This is a genomic window from Dietzia sp. PP-33 (assembly GCF_033790845.1).
GTDB lineage: Bacteria > Actinomycetota > Actinomycetes > Mycobacteriales > Mycobacteriaceae > Dietzia.
In genome coordinates, this window is the sequence record NZ_JAMYEI010000002.1 from 101086 (window position 1) to 116267 (window position 15182).

Sequence of the window (15182 nt, forward strand, 5' to 3'; positions counted from 1 at the left end):
TTCACTAACCTGGGACACACGCCCACCGGATCGACGGCTCCGGCGGAAGAGGACCGGGGAGGTGACAGACACGATGGGCCTGCCCACCCTCACGCGGAGCGGCGACCCCGGTGCCGACGGGACCCGCGCGCGCCCGGGATCACGCTCCGGCTCTCGGTCCGGGTCCGATTCCCGATCCGACACCGCGGGCTCCACCGGCTCCGCGGACCGGGACCCGGTCTTCCATCCCCGCCGGCCGGTGCGCCGCCGTGCCGCACGGTTCTGGAACGACGCCCTCACCACACCGGGGCGGATGTCGGTGTTCGCGGTGCTGGCGGTCGTCACCGTCCTGATCGGTGGGATCGTGGCGTCGCAGACCATCACCCAGCGTCAGAGTCACCACGAGACGCTGCTGGCGGAGGTCGAACCCGTCGCGAACGCCTCGCAGACGCTGTACAGCTCCCTGACCATCGCGGACTCGGCGGCCAACACCGCCTTCATCACCGGCGGGATAGAACCTCCCGACCTGAGAGAGCGTTACCTCCAGGCCATCGCCACCTCGTCGGCGTCGATCATCGCCGCCTCCCAGGGCCTGGACCGCTCCGACGACGTGTCGGTCAACCAGTTGGCGGACATCAACGCCCAGTTGACCACCTACACCGGCCTCGTGGAGACGGCGAGGACCAACAACCGGGTGGCCAATCCCGTCGGCTCCGCGTACCTGGCATCGGCCTCGACGCTCATGCAGGACACGATCCTGCCCGCGGCCGCCGACCTCTACGACCGTCAGTCCTCGTCGGTGGGCGAGTCGGACAACGAGTGGTCATCGCCCCCGTGGGGGTCGTTCTTCCTGCTGGGACTCTCGATCGCCGTGCTGGTGCTGATGCAGCAGTGGCTGTGGAAGATCACGGGGCGGCGGGTCAACCCCGCCCTGGCGCTGGCCTCCGTGCTCATGGTGGCGACCTTCCTGCTCACGATGATCGCCGGGTTCCTGGCGGCCAACAACAACGCACGCGGCCTGTCCGAGGGGGCGGCACCGATGAACGAGCTCACCCGGCAGCGCATCAACGCCCAGAAGGTGCGCGCGCAGGAGACCCTCAACCTGGTGCGACGAACCGATCCCGAGGGTTCGGCGGGCGAGCGCGCCGCCATCCTCGGCGACGTCCGCGACACGTTGACCGTCTACCTCGATCCGGAGGACGAGGAGTCCAGCAGCCGCATCAGCCTGGACGACGACGGCGCGGTCACCGACGCGATCGAGGCGCTCGACGAGTGGATGGCCGCGCAGAACCGCGCCGACTCCCTGTACCAGCAGGGCGACTACCAGGGGGCCATCACGATCTCCACCGGCCAGTCCGAGGGCGATTCCGGTGCCGCGTTCGACGAGTTCGACGAGTCCATGCAGGACGCCATCGAGGAGGCCCGCGACACGTTGCGCACACGGATCGACAATGCCCGACGCACGTCGTCCAACGGTCCGGACCTGATCATGGCACTGTCCACGCTCGCCGCGTTCGGCGTGGTCGTCGGGGTGGCGCCCCGGATCCGGGAGTACCTGTGAGCACGCGGTTCCGGTGGAGAGCGGGGCGGCGCAGGGCCGCCCGCGCGGTGACCGGGGTGATGCTGACCGCCGCCCTGGCGGCCGGTGGCGCGTGTGGGGTCGACGACGTCGGCCCGGGCCGGGACGCAGGGCCGGCGACCACCGAATCCGATCACATCGGGATCCCGGAGGTGTCAGCGGTGATGCCGCTGCCCGCGGGGGCCGTGATCCGCACGGAGCGCCCGTCCGAGCAGCCCCAGGTCACCGCAGACGAGTCCTGCGACCCACTGCTCAGCCTCCGCCCGGACGACACCCCGCCCGCCGAGCGGGTCCCCCGCATCAAGGAGCGGGGGCGGTTGATCGTGGGGCTGGACCAGGGTTCCAACCTGTTCTCCTTCCGGGACCCGGCCACCGGTCAACTCACCGGATTCGACGTGGACCTGGCCCGCGAGATCGCCCGCGACATCTTCGGCGATCCCGGCCAGGTCGAGTTCCGCTCCCTGACCTCGGTCAACCGGATCGAGGCGTTGGAGAACGACCAGGTGGACGTGGTGATCCGGTCGATGTCCATCACCTGCGCGCGGCGCGAGCGGATCACCTTCTCCGTCCCGTACTACCAGGCCTACCAGCGCGTGCTGGCCGTCCGGGGTTCCGGCATCACCGAGATCGAACACCTCGAGGGCCGGCGGGTGTGTGTGGCGGCCGGAACGACGTCGGCCTCCCGCCTGTGGTCGAAGCTGGACCGGCTCACGGTGCTGTCGGTCAACACCTGGGCCGACTGCCTGGTGGCCATCCAACAGAACCAGGTGGACGCCATCACCACAGACGACGCCATCCTGGTGGGCATCACCGCCCAGGACCCGTACCTCGAGATCGTGGGCCCCCAGCTGGACGCCGAGCCGTACGGGGTGGGCATCGCCAAGTCGACCCCCGGCGACGACACCGACGGACTGGTGCGACAGGTCAACTCGACGCTCGAACGCATCCGGGCGGACGGCACGTGGAACCGCATGTACTCCACGTGGCTCTCCGGCCTCGGCCCGAGCCCAGGGATGCCGGCCCCGCAGTACGCGCCGGAGGGACCTCGATGAGCGAGCGCAGGTGGGACATCGAGCCCCGCGAGGACGAACCGACCGCCGGCACCCAGGCCACCTTCCGGTCGGACGCGGTACCGGTCACCGGCGCAGTCGAGTCGACGGGGGCGACGGAGGACACCGACGCCGTCGCGGCCACGGGTGCGGTGTCCATGACGGGCTTCCTCGAGGACACCGCGGGCTCGGCCGACACCGGGGCAACTGTCACCGGGGCAGCGGACACCGGGCCGGCCGAGACGGGCGCCGTCACCGGACCCGTGGCCACCGGGGAGATCACCGTGGACGGCGGCTCCACCGATGACGATCCCGAGTCCCGCACCCGGTCCGTACCCGGCATCCGCCCCTCCGCCCGGACCGGTGAGGTCGCCACCGGCGACCGCGGCACGTCGGCGCCGTTCCGGTTGCGGCAGCCCAGCAAGCCCGAGGACCGGCCGAGTCCGGCGTCCGAGGGCCTGGTGGACCTGCCGTACATCATCCCGGTGGACCCCACCTCCGCCATGCTCGCCCCGGAGGAGATCGAGGCGGAGTGCGAGGCCTCCGACGGTCGTCTGCCGCGACCCGAACTGCGACCAGGCGACATCGTGGCCGACCAGTACGAGGTCCGCGGCGCGCTCGCCCACGGCGGGATGGGGTGGATCTACCTGGCGGTGGACCACAACGTCTCCGACCGGTGGGTGGTGCTCAAGGGACTGCTCCACGCCGACCAGGCGGAGGCGCAGGAGGTGGCGGTGGCCGAGCGGGAGATCCTGGCCGAGCTCTCCCACCCGTCGATCGTGAGGATCTACAACTTCATCCACGACGACTGGGCCACCTCGCCCACCCACGGCGGGTACATCGTCATGGAGTACGTGGGCGGCCCCAGCCTGCGCGACGTGCGACGATCGGCGCCCGGCCGGGTCCTGCCGGTGGAGAAGGCGATCGCGTACGTCCTGGAGGCCCTCACGGCGCTGTCGTACCTGCACTCGGTGGGACTGGTCTATAACGACCTCAAGCCCGAGAACATCATGCTCACCGAGGACCACGTCAAGCTCATCGACATGGGAGCCGTCTCGGGTGTGGGCGACTACGGGCACATCTACGGCACTCCCGGGTTCCAGGCCCCGGAGATCCCCGAGACCGGCCCCACCATCGCCTCCGACCTGTACACGGTGGGGCGGACCCTGGCCTCGCTCATCGTCCGCCTCCCGGTGGTCGACGGCCGGTACGCCGACGGGATTCCCTCCCCTGTCGAGGAACCGGTGTTCAGCCGGTACGACTCGCTCTACCGGTTCCTGCTGCGCTCCACCAACGCGGACCCCGACATGCGCTTCCGCAGCGCCACCGGGATGGCCGGTCAGCTGATGGGCGTGCTGCGGGAGGTCCTGGCACTGCGCACCGGGGTGCCGCACCCGGCGTTCTCTTCGGTGTTCTCGCCACAACGGTCCACGTTCGGCACGTTGTACACCGTGGAACCGACGGACTTCCTCGTCGACGGCCACGCCCGCGACACCACGTTGACCGGCTCCGAACTCGTCGACGCGCTGCCCGTTCCGCTGATGGAGTCCTCCGATCCCGCCGGGCGCATCCTGGCGGCCACCTCGTACACCTCCGTCGAGCAGCGGATCGACACGCTCCGCGAGCTGTACTCCGATTCCGAGTCCGAGGCCCACGAGAGCGTGGGCGTGGTCATGTCGCTGGCGCGCGCGTATCTCGAGAGCGGCGACCTCGCGGCGGCCGAGGCCCTGCTGGAGGAGAACGCCTACCGGCGGCGCTCGGAATGGCGCCTGGTCTGGTACGACGGCGTGGTGGCTCTGCTCAAGGGCGACCCCGTCGGCGCGTACCCGAGGTTCCAGCAGGTCCTCACGGCCATGCCGGGCGAGAACGGGCCCAAGCTGGCGCTGGCCGCCACCGCAGAGCTGATCCTCGACGTGTGCCCGGAGGGCGACCGGGCCCGGTGGGCGCGCTCCAGCGAGCACTTCTACCGCACCGTGTGGTCGGTCGACCGGTCGGTGGTCAGCTCCGCGTTCGGCCTGGCCCGGCAGTTGCAGCGGCGCGGCGAGGTGACCTCAGCGATCGAGGAGCTGGACCGGGTACCCCCCAACTCGCGCTACTCCGCGCTGGCCAACCTCACGGCGATACTGCTGCTGTGCCAGGGACGCCCGCTGGACAAGACCGAGGAATCCCACCTGCGCGAGGCCGCGCGACGGGTCTCCAACCTGTCCGCCGGCGAACACAGGTCGTTCCAGATCCGCCTGACGGTGCTGACCACCGCGCTCTCGTGGATCCAATTGCCCGGGAACGAACCCTCGCCGTCACCGTTGATGCGCGGGGTGCCGTTCACCGAGTTCGGGTTGAGGTCCGGCGCCGAGACCGTGCTGCGGACCCTGGCCCGCTCCACCGAGACTCGTCAGCAGCGCTTCCGCCTGGTGGACCAGGCCAATAGCATCCGGCCCCGCACCCTGTTCTGAGCGGGCGGCGTTCTGAGCGGGCGGCGTTCTGAGCGGGCGGCCCGCCCTCGTCAGCCGGTCGAGGTCACCGCGGCGGGTCGTCCGGGTCTCGGCGGCGCAGCGACGCCAGCAGGATGAGGGTCGCTCCGGCCGCGGCGGCCGTCAGTGCCCACAGGAGCAGGTCGGTCGCCCCGACCCCCGTGTCGGCGAGGGACTCGCGTACCTGCGAGTTGGCACGCGCCCACTCCGACGACGGCGAGCCCTCGCGCGGTGTCACCGAGTCCACGGCGACCTGACCGGTGTCGTCGTCCCCGTCGGAACCGTCCCGACCCGCCCCGCTCTGGTCCACGCCGCTTGGGTCTACGCCGCTCTGGTTGGCCCCGCTCTGGTCGGCGGACGATTCCGGGGACCGCGTCGTCGAGTCGGCGGGTGAACCCGGGACGGAACCCGCGCCCCCCAGGGACCCGCCGATCGCCCCGCCCAGGGACCCGAACCCGGGCCCGAGAATCGCGAGGATGAGACCGATCACCCCGACGACCACGATCGGTCCCACGAGATCGGGCAGCTCCGCGGAGCCGCCCGGGCCGGGCCGGATCACCACGCGACGCACGGATGAGTGGGTACCGCCGCCGGGCAGGGTGACCGTGAACCCGACGTCGAAGGTTCCCGCCCGGGTGGGTGTGCCCACCAGAACCCCGTCCTCCAGACGCAGGCCCGGCGGGAGGGTCGAGGTGTCCACGTCGAGCTCGGTCCCCGGCGGGGGTGTCGGCAGGAACCGCTCCGGCCCGTAGTGCTGCCCCACCGTGCCGTCCGGGAGCGTGTTGAGCGGGTCCGCGGGATCTGTTCCCAGCTCGTCCTCGACGCTGTCGGGCAGGCCGTCGCCGTCGGTGTCCACCACTACCGTCTCGGAGAAGGACACCCACATCATCGGGGTCACACTCTGGCGCTGGGTGTGGTTCTCCGCCTCGAGGGGCACGGCCACCTCGTCGACGACCTTCGCCGTCTGACCGGGGGCGAGGTCGAGCGAGGTCACTGTGCTGCCGGGGGCCGGGGAGTCGGCGGCCCGGGGGGTGTCCGCGCCGTAGAGCGTGACGGTCTGCGATCGCACGTCGACGGCGCCGGTGATGGTGCTGCTCACCTCGAACTCGGCCTCATCGGAGACCACGTAGTCGCCGACGCCGACCGCGTACCTCCCCGTCCGTCCCGTGTCGGTGGCGTTGCGGACGTGATAGGTCCTGTCGATCGACTCTCCGGGCGTCATGCTGCACGGATCGACCTCGGGCGGTCCGCCGATCGCGCCACCGGGGTCCGGGACGGTCGGTCCGCCGCCCAGGTCGCAGCCCCACGAACCCAGGACCAGGTCGGGCGCGTCCGACCAGGTGGCGCCGTCGAGGGAGAACTCGAGGGCGGTATGGGCGTCCAGTGGCGTGGCGGTGACGGCGCGGGCCACGGACGCTCCGCCGAGGGCCAGCGTGAGCGCCATCGCGAGCGCAACCGGGACGAATCCCGTCTTGCGTCGACTCCGCGACCGGCCGGGCCGCGTATCGCGGGAGGGCTCGGTGACATGCGGGGCGGGAGTGGGGTTAGGCATCGACCGTCTTCTACAGGCCCGGACCGAGCCCGGGATCGGCCCTCACTGTAAGTCTAAAACGGATTTAATGAAAGGCCGCTGATCATTCCCCCAGTCCGAGAACCACGTCGCACGCCCGCGCGATCGCCAGTTCCTCGTCCGTGGGAACCACGAGGACGGCCACCCGGCTGTCCGGGGTGGAGATGATGCGCTCGCCGGAACCGGTCTCGTTGGCCTCCGGGTCGATCTCCACCCCCCAGGTGGTGAGGGTGGCCAGCGCATCGGCGCGCAGCCTGGCCACGTTCTCACCCACTCCGGCGGTGAAGGTGATGGCGCCGACCTCCCCGAGGACCGCCCAGTACCCGCCGATGTACCGGCGAAGACGATGGATCACCACGTCGTAGGCGAGCGTCGCGTCGTCGTCGCCGTGATCGACCCGACCCAGCAACTCGCGGAAGTCGCGGGCGCCCGACAGTCCCTCCAGTCCGGAGTCGCGGTTGAGCAGCGTGGACACGTCCTCGGGCGACATGCCGCGGTCACGGATGAGATGGATGATCAGCCCGGGGTCGAGATCACCGGGACGGGTTCCCATCACCAGGCCCTCGAGCGGGGTCAATCCCATGGAGGTGTCCACCGCCCGGCCTCCGGAGATCGCCGAGGCCGACGCGCCGTTTCCCAGGTGCAGCACGATCTGGTCGAGCTCGTCGTACGGCGTGCCCAGGATCTCGGCGGTGCGCCGGGAGACGAACTCGTGACTCGTGCCGTGGAACCCGTACCGGCGCAGGTCCCACTTGCGGGCGACCTCCCTGTCGATCGCGTAGGTGTGGGCTGCCGCGGGCAGGGTGTGGAAGAACCCGGTGTCGAACACCGCGACATGGGGCAGGCCCGGCAGCAGCTCACGGGCCACCCGGATCCCGCGAAGGTTGGCGGGGTTGTGCAACGGCGCGAGCAGCTCGAGCTCCTCGATGTCCGCCTCCACCTCGGGCGTGACCTCCACGGGCGCGTGGAAGGCGGGGCCGCCGTGGACCACCCGGTGTCCGATCGCCTCGACACCCAGATCGATGGGGTGCACACCGAGCTCGGCGGCCGACTCGAGGACGCGGCCGAGCGCGGCGGAGTGGTCCGCGAACCCGGCCTCGGTGGTGCGCTCCCCGGCCGGCGACCCGGCGAGGTCGCTCCGACGCACGGTCAGGGTTCCGGTGGGCTCGCCGATGCGCTCGACCAGCGCCCACGCCAGTTCGGTCTCCGTCGCCGTGTCGAGGATCTGCAACTTGAGGGAGGAGGAACCGGAGTTGATGACGAGGACCCGGGTCATGAGTCGCTCCCCCGGACCTCGGCGGTGCTCTGCGCCTGAACGGCCGTGCTCTGCGCCTGAACGGCGGTGATAGCGACGGTGTTGACGATGTCCTCGACGAGCGAGCCGCGGGAGAGGTCGTTGATGGGCTTGCGAAGCCCCTGCAGGACCGGGCCGATCGCCACGGCGCCGGCGGTGCGCTGGACGGCCTTGTAGGTGTTGTTCCCCGTGTTGAGGTCGGGGAACACCAACACGGTGGCGCGTCCGGCGACCGGCGACTCGGGCATCTTCTTGGCTGCCACGGTGGGGTCGACGGCGGCGTCGAACTGGAGTGGCCCGTCCACGACGAGGTCCGCCACCGGATCGTCCGCGGCGGCCTCGGCGATGCGCGCACGCACGATCTCGGTGGCCTCCCGCACCTTGTCGACATCCGCCCCCGTGCCGGAGTCGCCGGTGGAGTAGGACAGCAGAGCGACCCGCGGGTCCACGCCGAACCGGGAGGCGGTCTCGGCGGAGGACAGGGCGATGTCCGCAAGCTGTCGGGCGGTCGGGTCGGGCACGACCGCGCAGTCGCCGAACGCCAACACGTGATCGGCCAGGCACATCAGGAACACGCTGGAGACGGTCTCCACGCCGGGCCGGGTGCGGATGATCTCGAGGGCCGGGCGGATGGTGTGCGCGGTGGTGTGGGCGGCGCCGGAGACCATGCCGTCGGCGAGCCCCGTGTGCACCATCATCGTGGCGAAGTACGAGATGTCGAGCATGCGGTCACGGGCCACGTCCAGGGTCATGCCTTTGTGCTCGCGGAGCTCGGTGTACTCGGAGGCGAACCGGTCTGCGTGCTCACTGGTGCGCGGGTCGAGGATCTGCGCCCCGGACAAGTCGATGCCCAGCTCGTCCGCGCGGCGCCGCACCGCCTCCGGATCACCGAGGATCGTCAGGTCGGCCACGTCGCGGCGCAGGAGCCGGCCGGCGGCGTGGAGGATGCGGTCGTCGTCGCCCTCGGGCAGCACGATGTGGCGCCTGTCGGCGCGGGCCCGCTCGAGGAGTTGGTGCTCGAACATCTGCGGCGTCATCACGTCGGGGGTCTCCACGCGCAGCCGGGCGAGGAGCTCCTCGGTGTCGACGTGCTTCTCCATCAGGCTCAGCGCCGTCTCGACCTTGCGGCCGGACCCGGAGTAGACGCGGCCCCGGGTGTCCGCGGCCACCCGGGCGGTGTCGTAGGTGCCGTGGTCCGTGCACACGATCGGCAGTGTGGACCGCATCCCGTGCACCAGGCGGGCCATCGCCGAGTTCGGCATCAGACCGCCGTTCCAGATCATGCCGGCCAGCGAGGGGAAGCCCTCCGCGGCATGGGCGCCCAGGATCGCGAGCACGGCGTCGGTCCGGTCGGCGGGGACGATCACCACCATGCCGTCGACCAGCCGCTCCAGGATCCGGTCCCCGGTCATGCCGCCCACCATCACGGCCATGACCTCGCGGTCCATGAGGGCCGGGTCCCCGGAGTAGAGGCTGCCGTCCACCGCCTGCATCAGCTCACCCATCGTGGGTGCGGTGAGCAGGGCCTGGGCCGGCAGGGTCCAGGCGGGCAGTCCGAGGGGCGCGAGTTCGGCCCGGATCGCCTCGAGGTCCTCGGGGTCGCACCGGTTGGCCACGATCCCCACCGGGTGCGCGTGTTCGACACGCAGCTCGTCGAGGGTGAGGCGGGCGTTGGTGCCGATCTCCCGGGGCGTCCGGTCGGCGCCGCGCAGGACCAGGAGCACGGGGGCGCCCAGATTGACGGCGAGGGTGGCGTTGAAGTCGAACTCGGTCGGACTGGGCACACCTGTGTAGTCGGTGCCGAGGATCACCACGACGTCGCACTGCCGGGCGACGGCCTGGTACCGGTCGACGATCTCCGTGAGCGCTGCGTCGCGGTCCTCGTGGACACGCATGTTGGTGACGCCGATGCACTCGGAGTAGTCGAGTTCGACGGTGGTGTGCTGCAGCAGCATCTCCACGATCCGGTCGCGCTCGGGCTCCTCGTCGCCCGACCTGGGGGCGATCGTGACGGGCCGGAACACGCCCACCCTCTGCACGGTTCCGGCGAGGATGCGTAGCAGACCGAGAGCGACCGTCGACTTCCCGGTGTCGCCCTCGGGCGCCACCACGTAGACGGCGGAGGACGAGAGCGGCTCGCCACCGACCGGGGACGGGATCGTCGGCACCTCGGCGTCGGGGCCGGACGCCCCGGCCGCCGCGGGCGGGCGAGCGGACGATTCGGACTTCAGGGACTCGGACGGGAGGGAATCGGGCACGGTGGCATTGTTGCAGCGCCGGGCGTCCGGCACACCTCGTACACCCGCCACACCCCATCCGCGTCCACCGAGAAGTCCACTGCGGGAACCGCTGCGGGACCCTAGTCGACCACCACGAGGGCCAGCCCGAAGTCGCCGCCCTCGTCCGCCCAGAGCGCCTCCCGGCTGAACCCGTGGCCGGCGAGCTCGTCGATCAGGGCGTCGCCGTGGAACTTCCGCGCGATCTCGGTGCGGATGCCCTCCCCCGCCGCCAGCGTCCGGGTGCGACCCAGCGTGGGGAAGTCGATCCGTACGTCCCGCACCGCGCGAAGCCACATCTCGATCCGGCTCTCGCCGGCGTTCCACACGGCCTCGTGCCGGAAATCCCGTCGGTCCAGACCCGTGCACTCGACGGTCCGCGCGATCACGTCGAGCATGTTGAGGTTGAACTCAGCGGTCACGCCCGCGGCGTCGTCGTAGGCCGAGACCAGGCGCGCCGGGTCCTTGACCAGGTCGAAGCCCACCACCAGCCGGTCGCCCGGGGCCATGACCTCGCGCATCATCCGGAGGAACCCCGTGCGCTGCGCCTCGCCGAAGTTGCCGACGGTACCGCCCAGGAACAGCACGAGCCGCTGCCCGGGCTCGCCGGGAAGGGGCGGATCGAGCGCGGTCAGGTCGGCGATCACGGGCTCGATCTCCAGCCCCGGGTACTCCTCGCCGAGCGACCGCGCGGCGTCGAGCAGCACCTCGACGCTGATGTCCACCGGCACGTACCGCGCTTCCGACCGGGAATCGGCGTCCGCGCCACCGGCCATCACGTCCAGCAGGACCCGCGTCTTGGTGCAGGTCCCCGCCCCCAGCTCCACGATGGTCGTCGAGGAGCCCACGATCGGCTCGGCGCGAGCGCGCAGGATCTCGGCCTCACGGCGGGTGGGGTAGTACTCGTCCAGCCGCGTGATGTCGTCGAAGAGCAGGCTCCCCTTCTCGTCGTAGAACCAGCGCGGCGGGACGGTCGGCGGGTCGGTAAAGAACCCCTCCCGCAGGTCCGCCTCGAGCGCCGACGTGTCGGGATCCGCCGGCCCCGTCGTCGTCGCCGTCTCCTCCCGGCCGGTCACCGGGCGAGCCTCAGACCCGAGGCCGCCCACCGCGACGCCGCGGGGAAGAAGTTGCGGTAGGTGGGCCGCGTGTGTCCGGCCGGGGTCAGGGCGCTGCCGCCGCGCAGGACGTGCTGGTCGGACATGAACTTGCCGTTGTACTCGCCGGCCGCGCCCTCCTCGGTGACGAACCCGGGGTAGGGCAGGTACGCGCTGGAGGTCCACTCCCACACCCCGCCGATCGCCCGCTCGGCGGCGGGCAGGGGGTGACACCGGTCGGGGTCGAGCTCGTCTCGCACCGCCCAGCCCTCGGTGGCGACCTCCCACTCGAACTCGGTGGGGAGCCGCGCGCCGGCCCACCGCGCGTAGGCGTCGGCCTCATAGAAGGACACGTGGATGACGGGTTCCGCGTCCACCACGGCCCTACGCCCGTTGAGAGTGAAGGTCGTCCACTCGGCGTCGACAGCGGTCCCGGCCCCGGTCCCACCGTCCTCGCGTCGCCAGTAGCCGGGCGCGTCCCAGCCCTCGGCCTGCACGGTCGCCCAGCCGTCGGAGAGCCACAGTTCGGGTCGCCTGTAACCCCCGTCGGCCATGAACCGCTTCCAGTCGCCCACCGTGACCTGGCGGGTGGCCACCTCGCCGCCGGGGATCCACACGCGGTGGCGGGGGCGTTCGTTGTCGTAGGAGAAACCGCCGTGGGAGGCCCCGGGACGCCTGGCGGGTCCGTGGCCGGGGTCCGGGGCGCCGACCTGTGTCACCCCCTCGACGACGACGAGCCACCCCGTCTCCCCCGGCGCCGCGGTGTCCGGGTCCGCGGACCTGTGCACGTAGACGGGATCGGTGGGGTTGTGCGAGAAGAGGTGTTTGGCGTCCATGAGCATCAGCTCCTGGTGCTGCTGCTCGTGATGGCACCCCAGCTCGAGCAGCTCGAGCCCCCGCTCGTCGACCCGGCCCGCCTCGAGCGCGGCCACCACGGCCTCGTCGATCCGTGCCCGGAAGTCGCCGATCTCCGCCACGGACGGTCGCGTGATGAATCCTCGCTGCGGCCGGGGCTGCCGAGGGCCCACCGCCTCGTAATAGGAGTTGAACAGGAAGCGGAAGACCGGTTCGGGCGAGGTGTACCCCGGCAGACCACCCAGCACGAACTCCTCGAAGAACCAGGTGGTGTGCGCTCGGTGCCAGGCCGCGGGGCTGGCGGCGGTCATGGACTGTGGGACCTGGTCCTCGGCGCTCAGCCGGGAGGCCAACAGGTCGGTGAGCCCGCGGACGTGCAGGAACTTCTCTATCGCGCTCCGGGAGCGCGGGTGTTCCTGCGGGCGGGGCTCTGCGGTGACGTCTCCGACTGTCATGGTTCCCCCGGGGTGTCGTGGTCGGCGGTCGGTCTGTCGCCAGACTAACTACGGTGTTGTTCGGTGCCCACCGATATGCGGATGCCACAGGCTGTCAGATTTTCAGGTGCCACGGCCGTCTAGCTGCCACCGTTCTCATTGGCACCGCGGCCGAACGTCGCCGGCTCGGCGGCGGCGAGGTTGCGCCGCTCGTGCTCGAGGAGGCGCAGTCGGTACTCGGGGCAGTTGCCCATCCCGCCGTCGGCGCGGATCACCCGGTGCACGGGGATGACGAACGGCACCGGCACCAGGGTGCACAGCCGGCCCACCCTGCGGGCGTTTCGCGGCCGGCCCGCGTCCACGCTGATCTGACCGTAGGTCGAGGTCTCCCCGTACGGGATGTGCTGGATCTCGCGGTATGCCTCGCGGGAGAACTCGTCGTGCACGCCCGCGGCCGCCCAGTCCACGGGCACGTCGAACTCGCGCAGCCGGCCGGCGCAGTAGGCCTCGAGCTGATCCGCCACCCGGTCCAGGTGCTCCGCCGCCGCGCCGGGCCCGGGACCGCATACCTCGTCGTCGTCGGGGTGTGTGACGGTGAACCACGACGCGAGGTCCTGGTCGGGCCCCACCTGGTCAATCCGTGCGAGGCCGCGAGGTGTGGCCCGGGCGATCATGCGGCCGGCGGCCGTGTCGATCACCCGCGCGGTCACGCGGCCGGAGGGTTCACCGCCGGGCGCCACGCCTCACACCACGCTCGGCCGGTCCGGGTTGGTGACGTCGGCGTCCGCGGTGTCGAGCCGCTCGAACAGCGACTCCGGACCATCGCGGCCGACCGCGGACAACTCGGCGGTGGTGATGGGCACGGCCTGCAGGCGGGTGAGCAGCGGGCCCGAGCCGTCGACGCCCCCGGTCTCGTCGACGACCTGCAGCTCCGGCCACAGGAACGGCGGGGTCAGGACCAGGTGTTCGCAGCGCCTGCCGGAATCGACCAGCCCCACCGCGTTGGGGATCACCGCTCCGGGCGCCACGTGGATGGACCCGGTGGCCACCGCCAGCGCGCACGCGTCCAGCACGTCGGCCATGGCGCGGTGTCCCGTGCGACCGACGGTGACGAACTCACTGCGGATCTGCCGGCCCTCGGGAGTGGTGACGTTGGTGGGGAGCTCACGGGCGCCGATGGTGGCGTAGGTGGTGAACCCGGGCGCGGGGACGTTGTCGACGACGACGATGTCGCAGTGCCACTCGGTGGTCTCGCCCTCCTCGTCGGCTTCCGTCTCGTGCGGATAGCGCAGGACGCGAATCGACTCGGCCTCGCCGAGGATGCCCTCGAGGCCGGAGAGATCGGCCTTGTCGGGGCCCGGCACGGTGCTGCCGCCGCTCACGCCAGATCACGCAACCGGGGCTCGAGGTCGGACTTGAACAGGTCCAGGAAGCGCTTCTGGTCGTGGCCCGGGGAGTGGAAGACCAGGTGGTTCAGACCCGCGTCCACGTACTGCTTGACCTGCTCCACGGCCTCATCGGGATCCGAGGCGACGATCCAGCGCTTGGCCACCTGCTCGATGGGCAGCTCGTCTGCCAGGCGCTCCATCTCCCGCGGGGAGTCGACCGAGTGCTTCTGCTCCGGAGTCAAAGACAGCGGGGCCCAGAAACGGCAGTTCTCGAGCGCCTTGTCCGGATCCGGGTCGTAGCTCATCTTGATCTCGATCATCCGGTCGATGCCCGCGGAGTCGCGCTCGTTGATCCCCGCGCCCTCCTCCACCGCGGGGAGCAGCTTGTCGGTGTAGAGCTCCATGCCCTTGCCCGAGGTGCAGATGAAGCCGTCGCCCACGCGTCCGGCGTACTTGGCCACCACGGGCCCACCGGCCGCGACGTAGACAGGCACTCCGCCGGAAGGCACGTCGTAGAGGAAGGCGTCCTTGGTGGTGTAGTAGTCGCCGTCGAAGTTGGTCGTCTCGCCGGTCCACAGCTCGCGCATGAGCCGCACGGACTCGCGCAGGCGGGCGAAACGCTCCTTGAACTCCGGCCACTCGCCCTGGTGGCCGGTGGCGATCTCGTTGAGCGCCTCGCCGGTGCCCACGCCCAGGAAGACCCGGTCCGGGTACAGGCACGCCATGGTGGCGAAGGCCTGGGCCAGCACGGCCGGGTTGTAGCGGAACGTCGGGGTGAGCACGGAGGTGCCGAGCTGCAGGCGCTCGGTGCGCTCCCCCACCGCCGTCATCCACGCCAGGGAGAACGGCGCGTGGCCGCCGTCGTGGCGCCACGGCTGGAAGTGGTCCGACACCGTGGCCGAGTCCATGCCCACCTGCTCCGCCAGGACCGCGTACTCGACCAGATCCCGCGGGCCGAACTGCTCTGCCGAGGCCTTGTAGCCGAGCTTCAGGGGCGGGGTGGGGGGCATCGACGACTCCTCGTGGGTTGTGTGAGTGATCTCACCGACGCGGTGGTCGGGGCATTGCAGCCGAGTATGCCAGCGTCACTCCGCGACGGTTTCGGGCTTGACACCGACGGGGCTTCACGCTACTGACCACGCCTTACCCTTATTTTTCCATAAGGAACCTTAGGGGAGCCTCACACTTCCTAG

General features: G+C 71.0%; 11 protein-coding genes. 3 read left to right on the forward strand and 8 right to left on the reverse strand.

What is annotated here, in order from left to right; translation table 11 throughout:
- The first annotated feature begins 61 nt into the window (after positions 1–61).
- From NJE57_RS04620 to NJE57_RS04630, 3 genes are read left to right on the forward strand one after another with little or no spacing between them, the layout of a single operon-like run.
- Positions 62–1540, forward strand: coding sequence for a hypothetical protein (locus tag NJE57_RS04620; protein WP_319027228.1), 1479 nt, complete (start codon positions 62–64; stop codon positions 1538–1540).
- Between the two features lie 59 nt (positions 1541–1599).
- Positions 1600–2610, forward strand: coding sequence for a glutamate ABC transporter substrate-binding protein (locus NJE57_RS04625; RefSeq protein WP_319027524.1), 1011 nt, complete (start codon positions 1600–1602; stop codon positions 2608–2610).
- Positions 2607–5060, forward strand: a complete 2454-nt coding sequence (locus NJE57_RS04630) for a serine/threonine protein kinase (protein ID WP_319027229.1) — start codon at positions 2607–2609, stop codon at positions 5058–5060. The genes NJE57_RS04625 and NJE57_RS04630 overlap by 4 nt, the downstream gene beginning before the upstream one ends.
- Positions 5061–5124: 64 nt before the next feature.
- Here the strand turns inward: NJE57_RS04630 and NJE57_RS04635 are convergent, their stop codons facing one another.
- From NJE57_RS04635 to fgd, 8 genes are all read right to left on the reverse strand, one after another.
- Positions 5125–6630: a thrombospondin type 3 repeat-containing protein gene (locus NJE57_RS04635; protein ID WP_319027230.1), complete on the reverse strand. Its 1506-nt coding sequence runs from the start codon at positions 6628–6630 to the stop codon at positions 5125–5127.
- 82 nt (positions 6631–6712) lie between these two features.
- Complete coding sequence (locus NJE57_RS04640) at positions 6713–7924, reverse strand: acetate kinase (RefSeq protein ID WP_319027231.1); 1212 nt, start codon at positions 7922–7924, stop codon at positions 6713–6715.
- Positions 7921–10110, reverse strand: coding sequence for a phosphate acetyltransferase (pta, locus tag NJE57_RS04645; RefSeq protein ID WP_319027525.1), 2190 nt, complete (start codon positions 10108–10110; stop codon positions 7921–7923). The genes NJE57_RS04640 and pta overlap by 4 nt, the downstream gene beginning before the upstream one ends.
- A 191-nt stretch (positions 10111–10301) precedes the next feature.
- Complete coding sequence (gene egtD / locus NJE57_RS04650) at positions 10302–11294, reverse strand: L-histidine N(alpha)-methyltransferase (RefSeq protein WP_319027232.1); 993 nt, start codon at positions 11292–11294, stop codon at positions 10302–10304.
- Positions 11291–12622 carry an ergothioneine biosynthesis protein EgtB gene (gene egtB / locus NJE57_RS04655; protein WP_319027233.1) on the reverse strand — a complete coding sequence of 444 codons (1332 nt, stop codon included), beginning with the start codon at positions 12620–12622 and terminating at the stop codon, positions 11291–11293. Before egtB ends, egtD begins: the two co-directional genes overlap by 4 nt.
- 119 nt (positions 12623–12741) lie before the next feature.
- A complete protein-coding gene (locus tag NJE57_RS04660) occupies positions 12742–13311 on the reverse strand; it encodes a methylated-DNA--[protein]-cysteine S-methyltransferase (protein WP_319027234.1) in 570 nt (189 codons plus the stop codon).
- Positions 13312–13344: 33 nt separating this feature from the next.
- Entirely contained in the window at positions 13345–13983 is a 639-nt protein-coding gene (locus tag NJE57_RS04665) for a suppressor of fused domain protein (protein WP_319027235.1), read from the reverse strand.
- A complete protein-coding gene (gene fgd / locus NJE57_RS04670) occupies positions 13980–14999 on the reverse strand; it encodes a glucose-6-phosphate dehydrogenase (coenzyme-F420) (RefSeq protein ID WP_319027236.1) in 1020 nt (339 codons plus the stop codon). The genes NJE57_RS04665 and fgd overlap by 4 nt, the downstream gene beginning before the upstream one ends.
- Between the last annotated feature and the right edge of the window lie 183 nt (positions 15000–15182).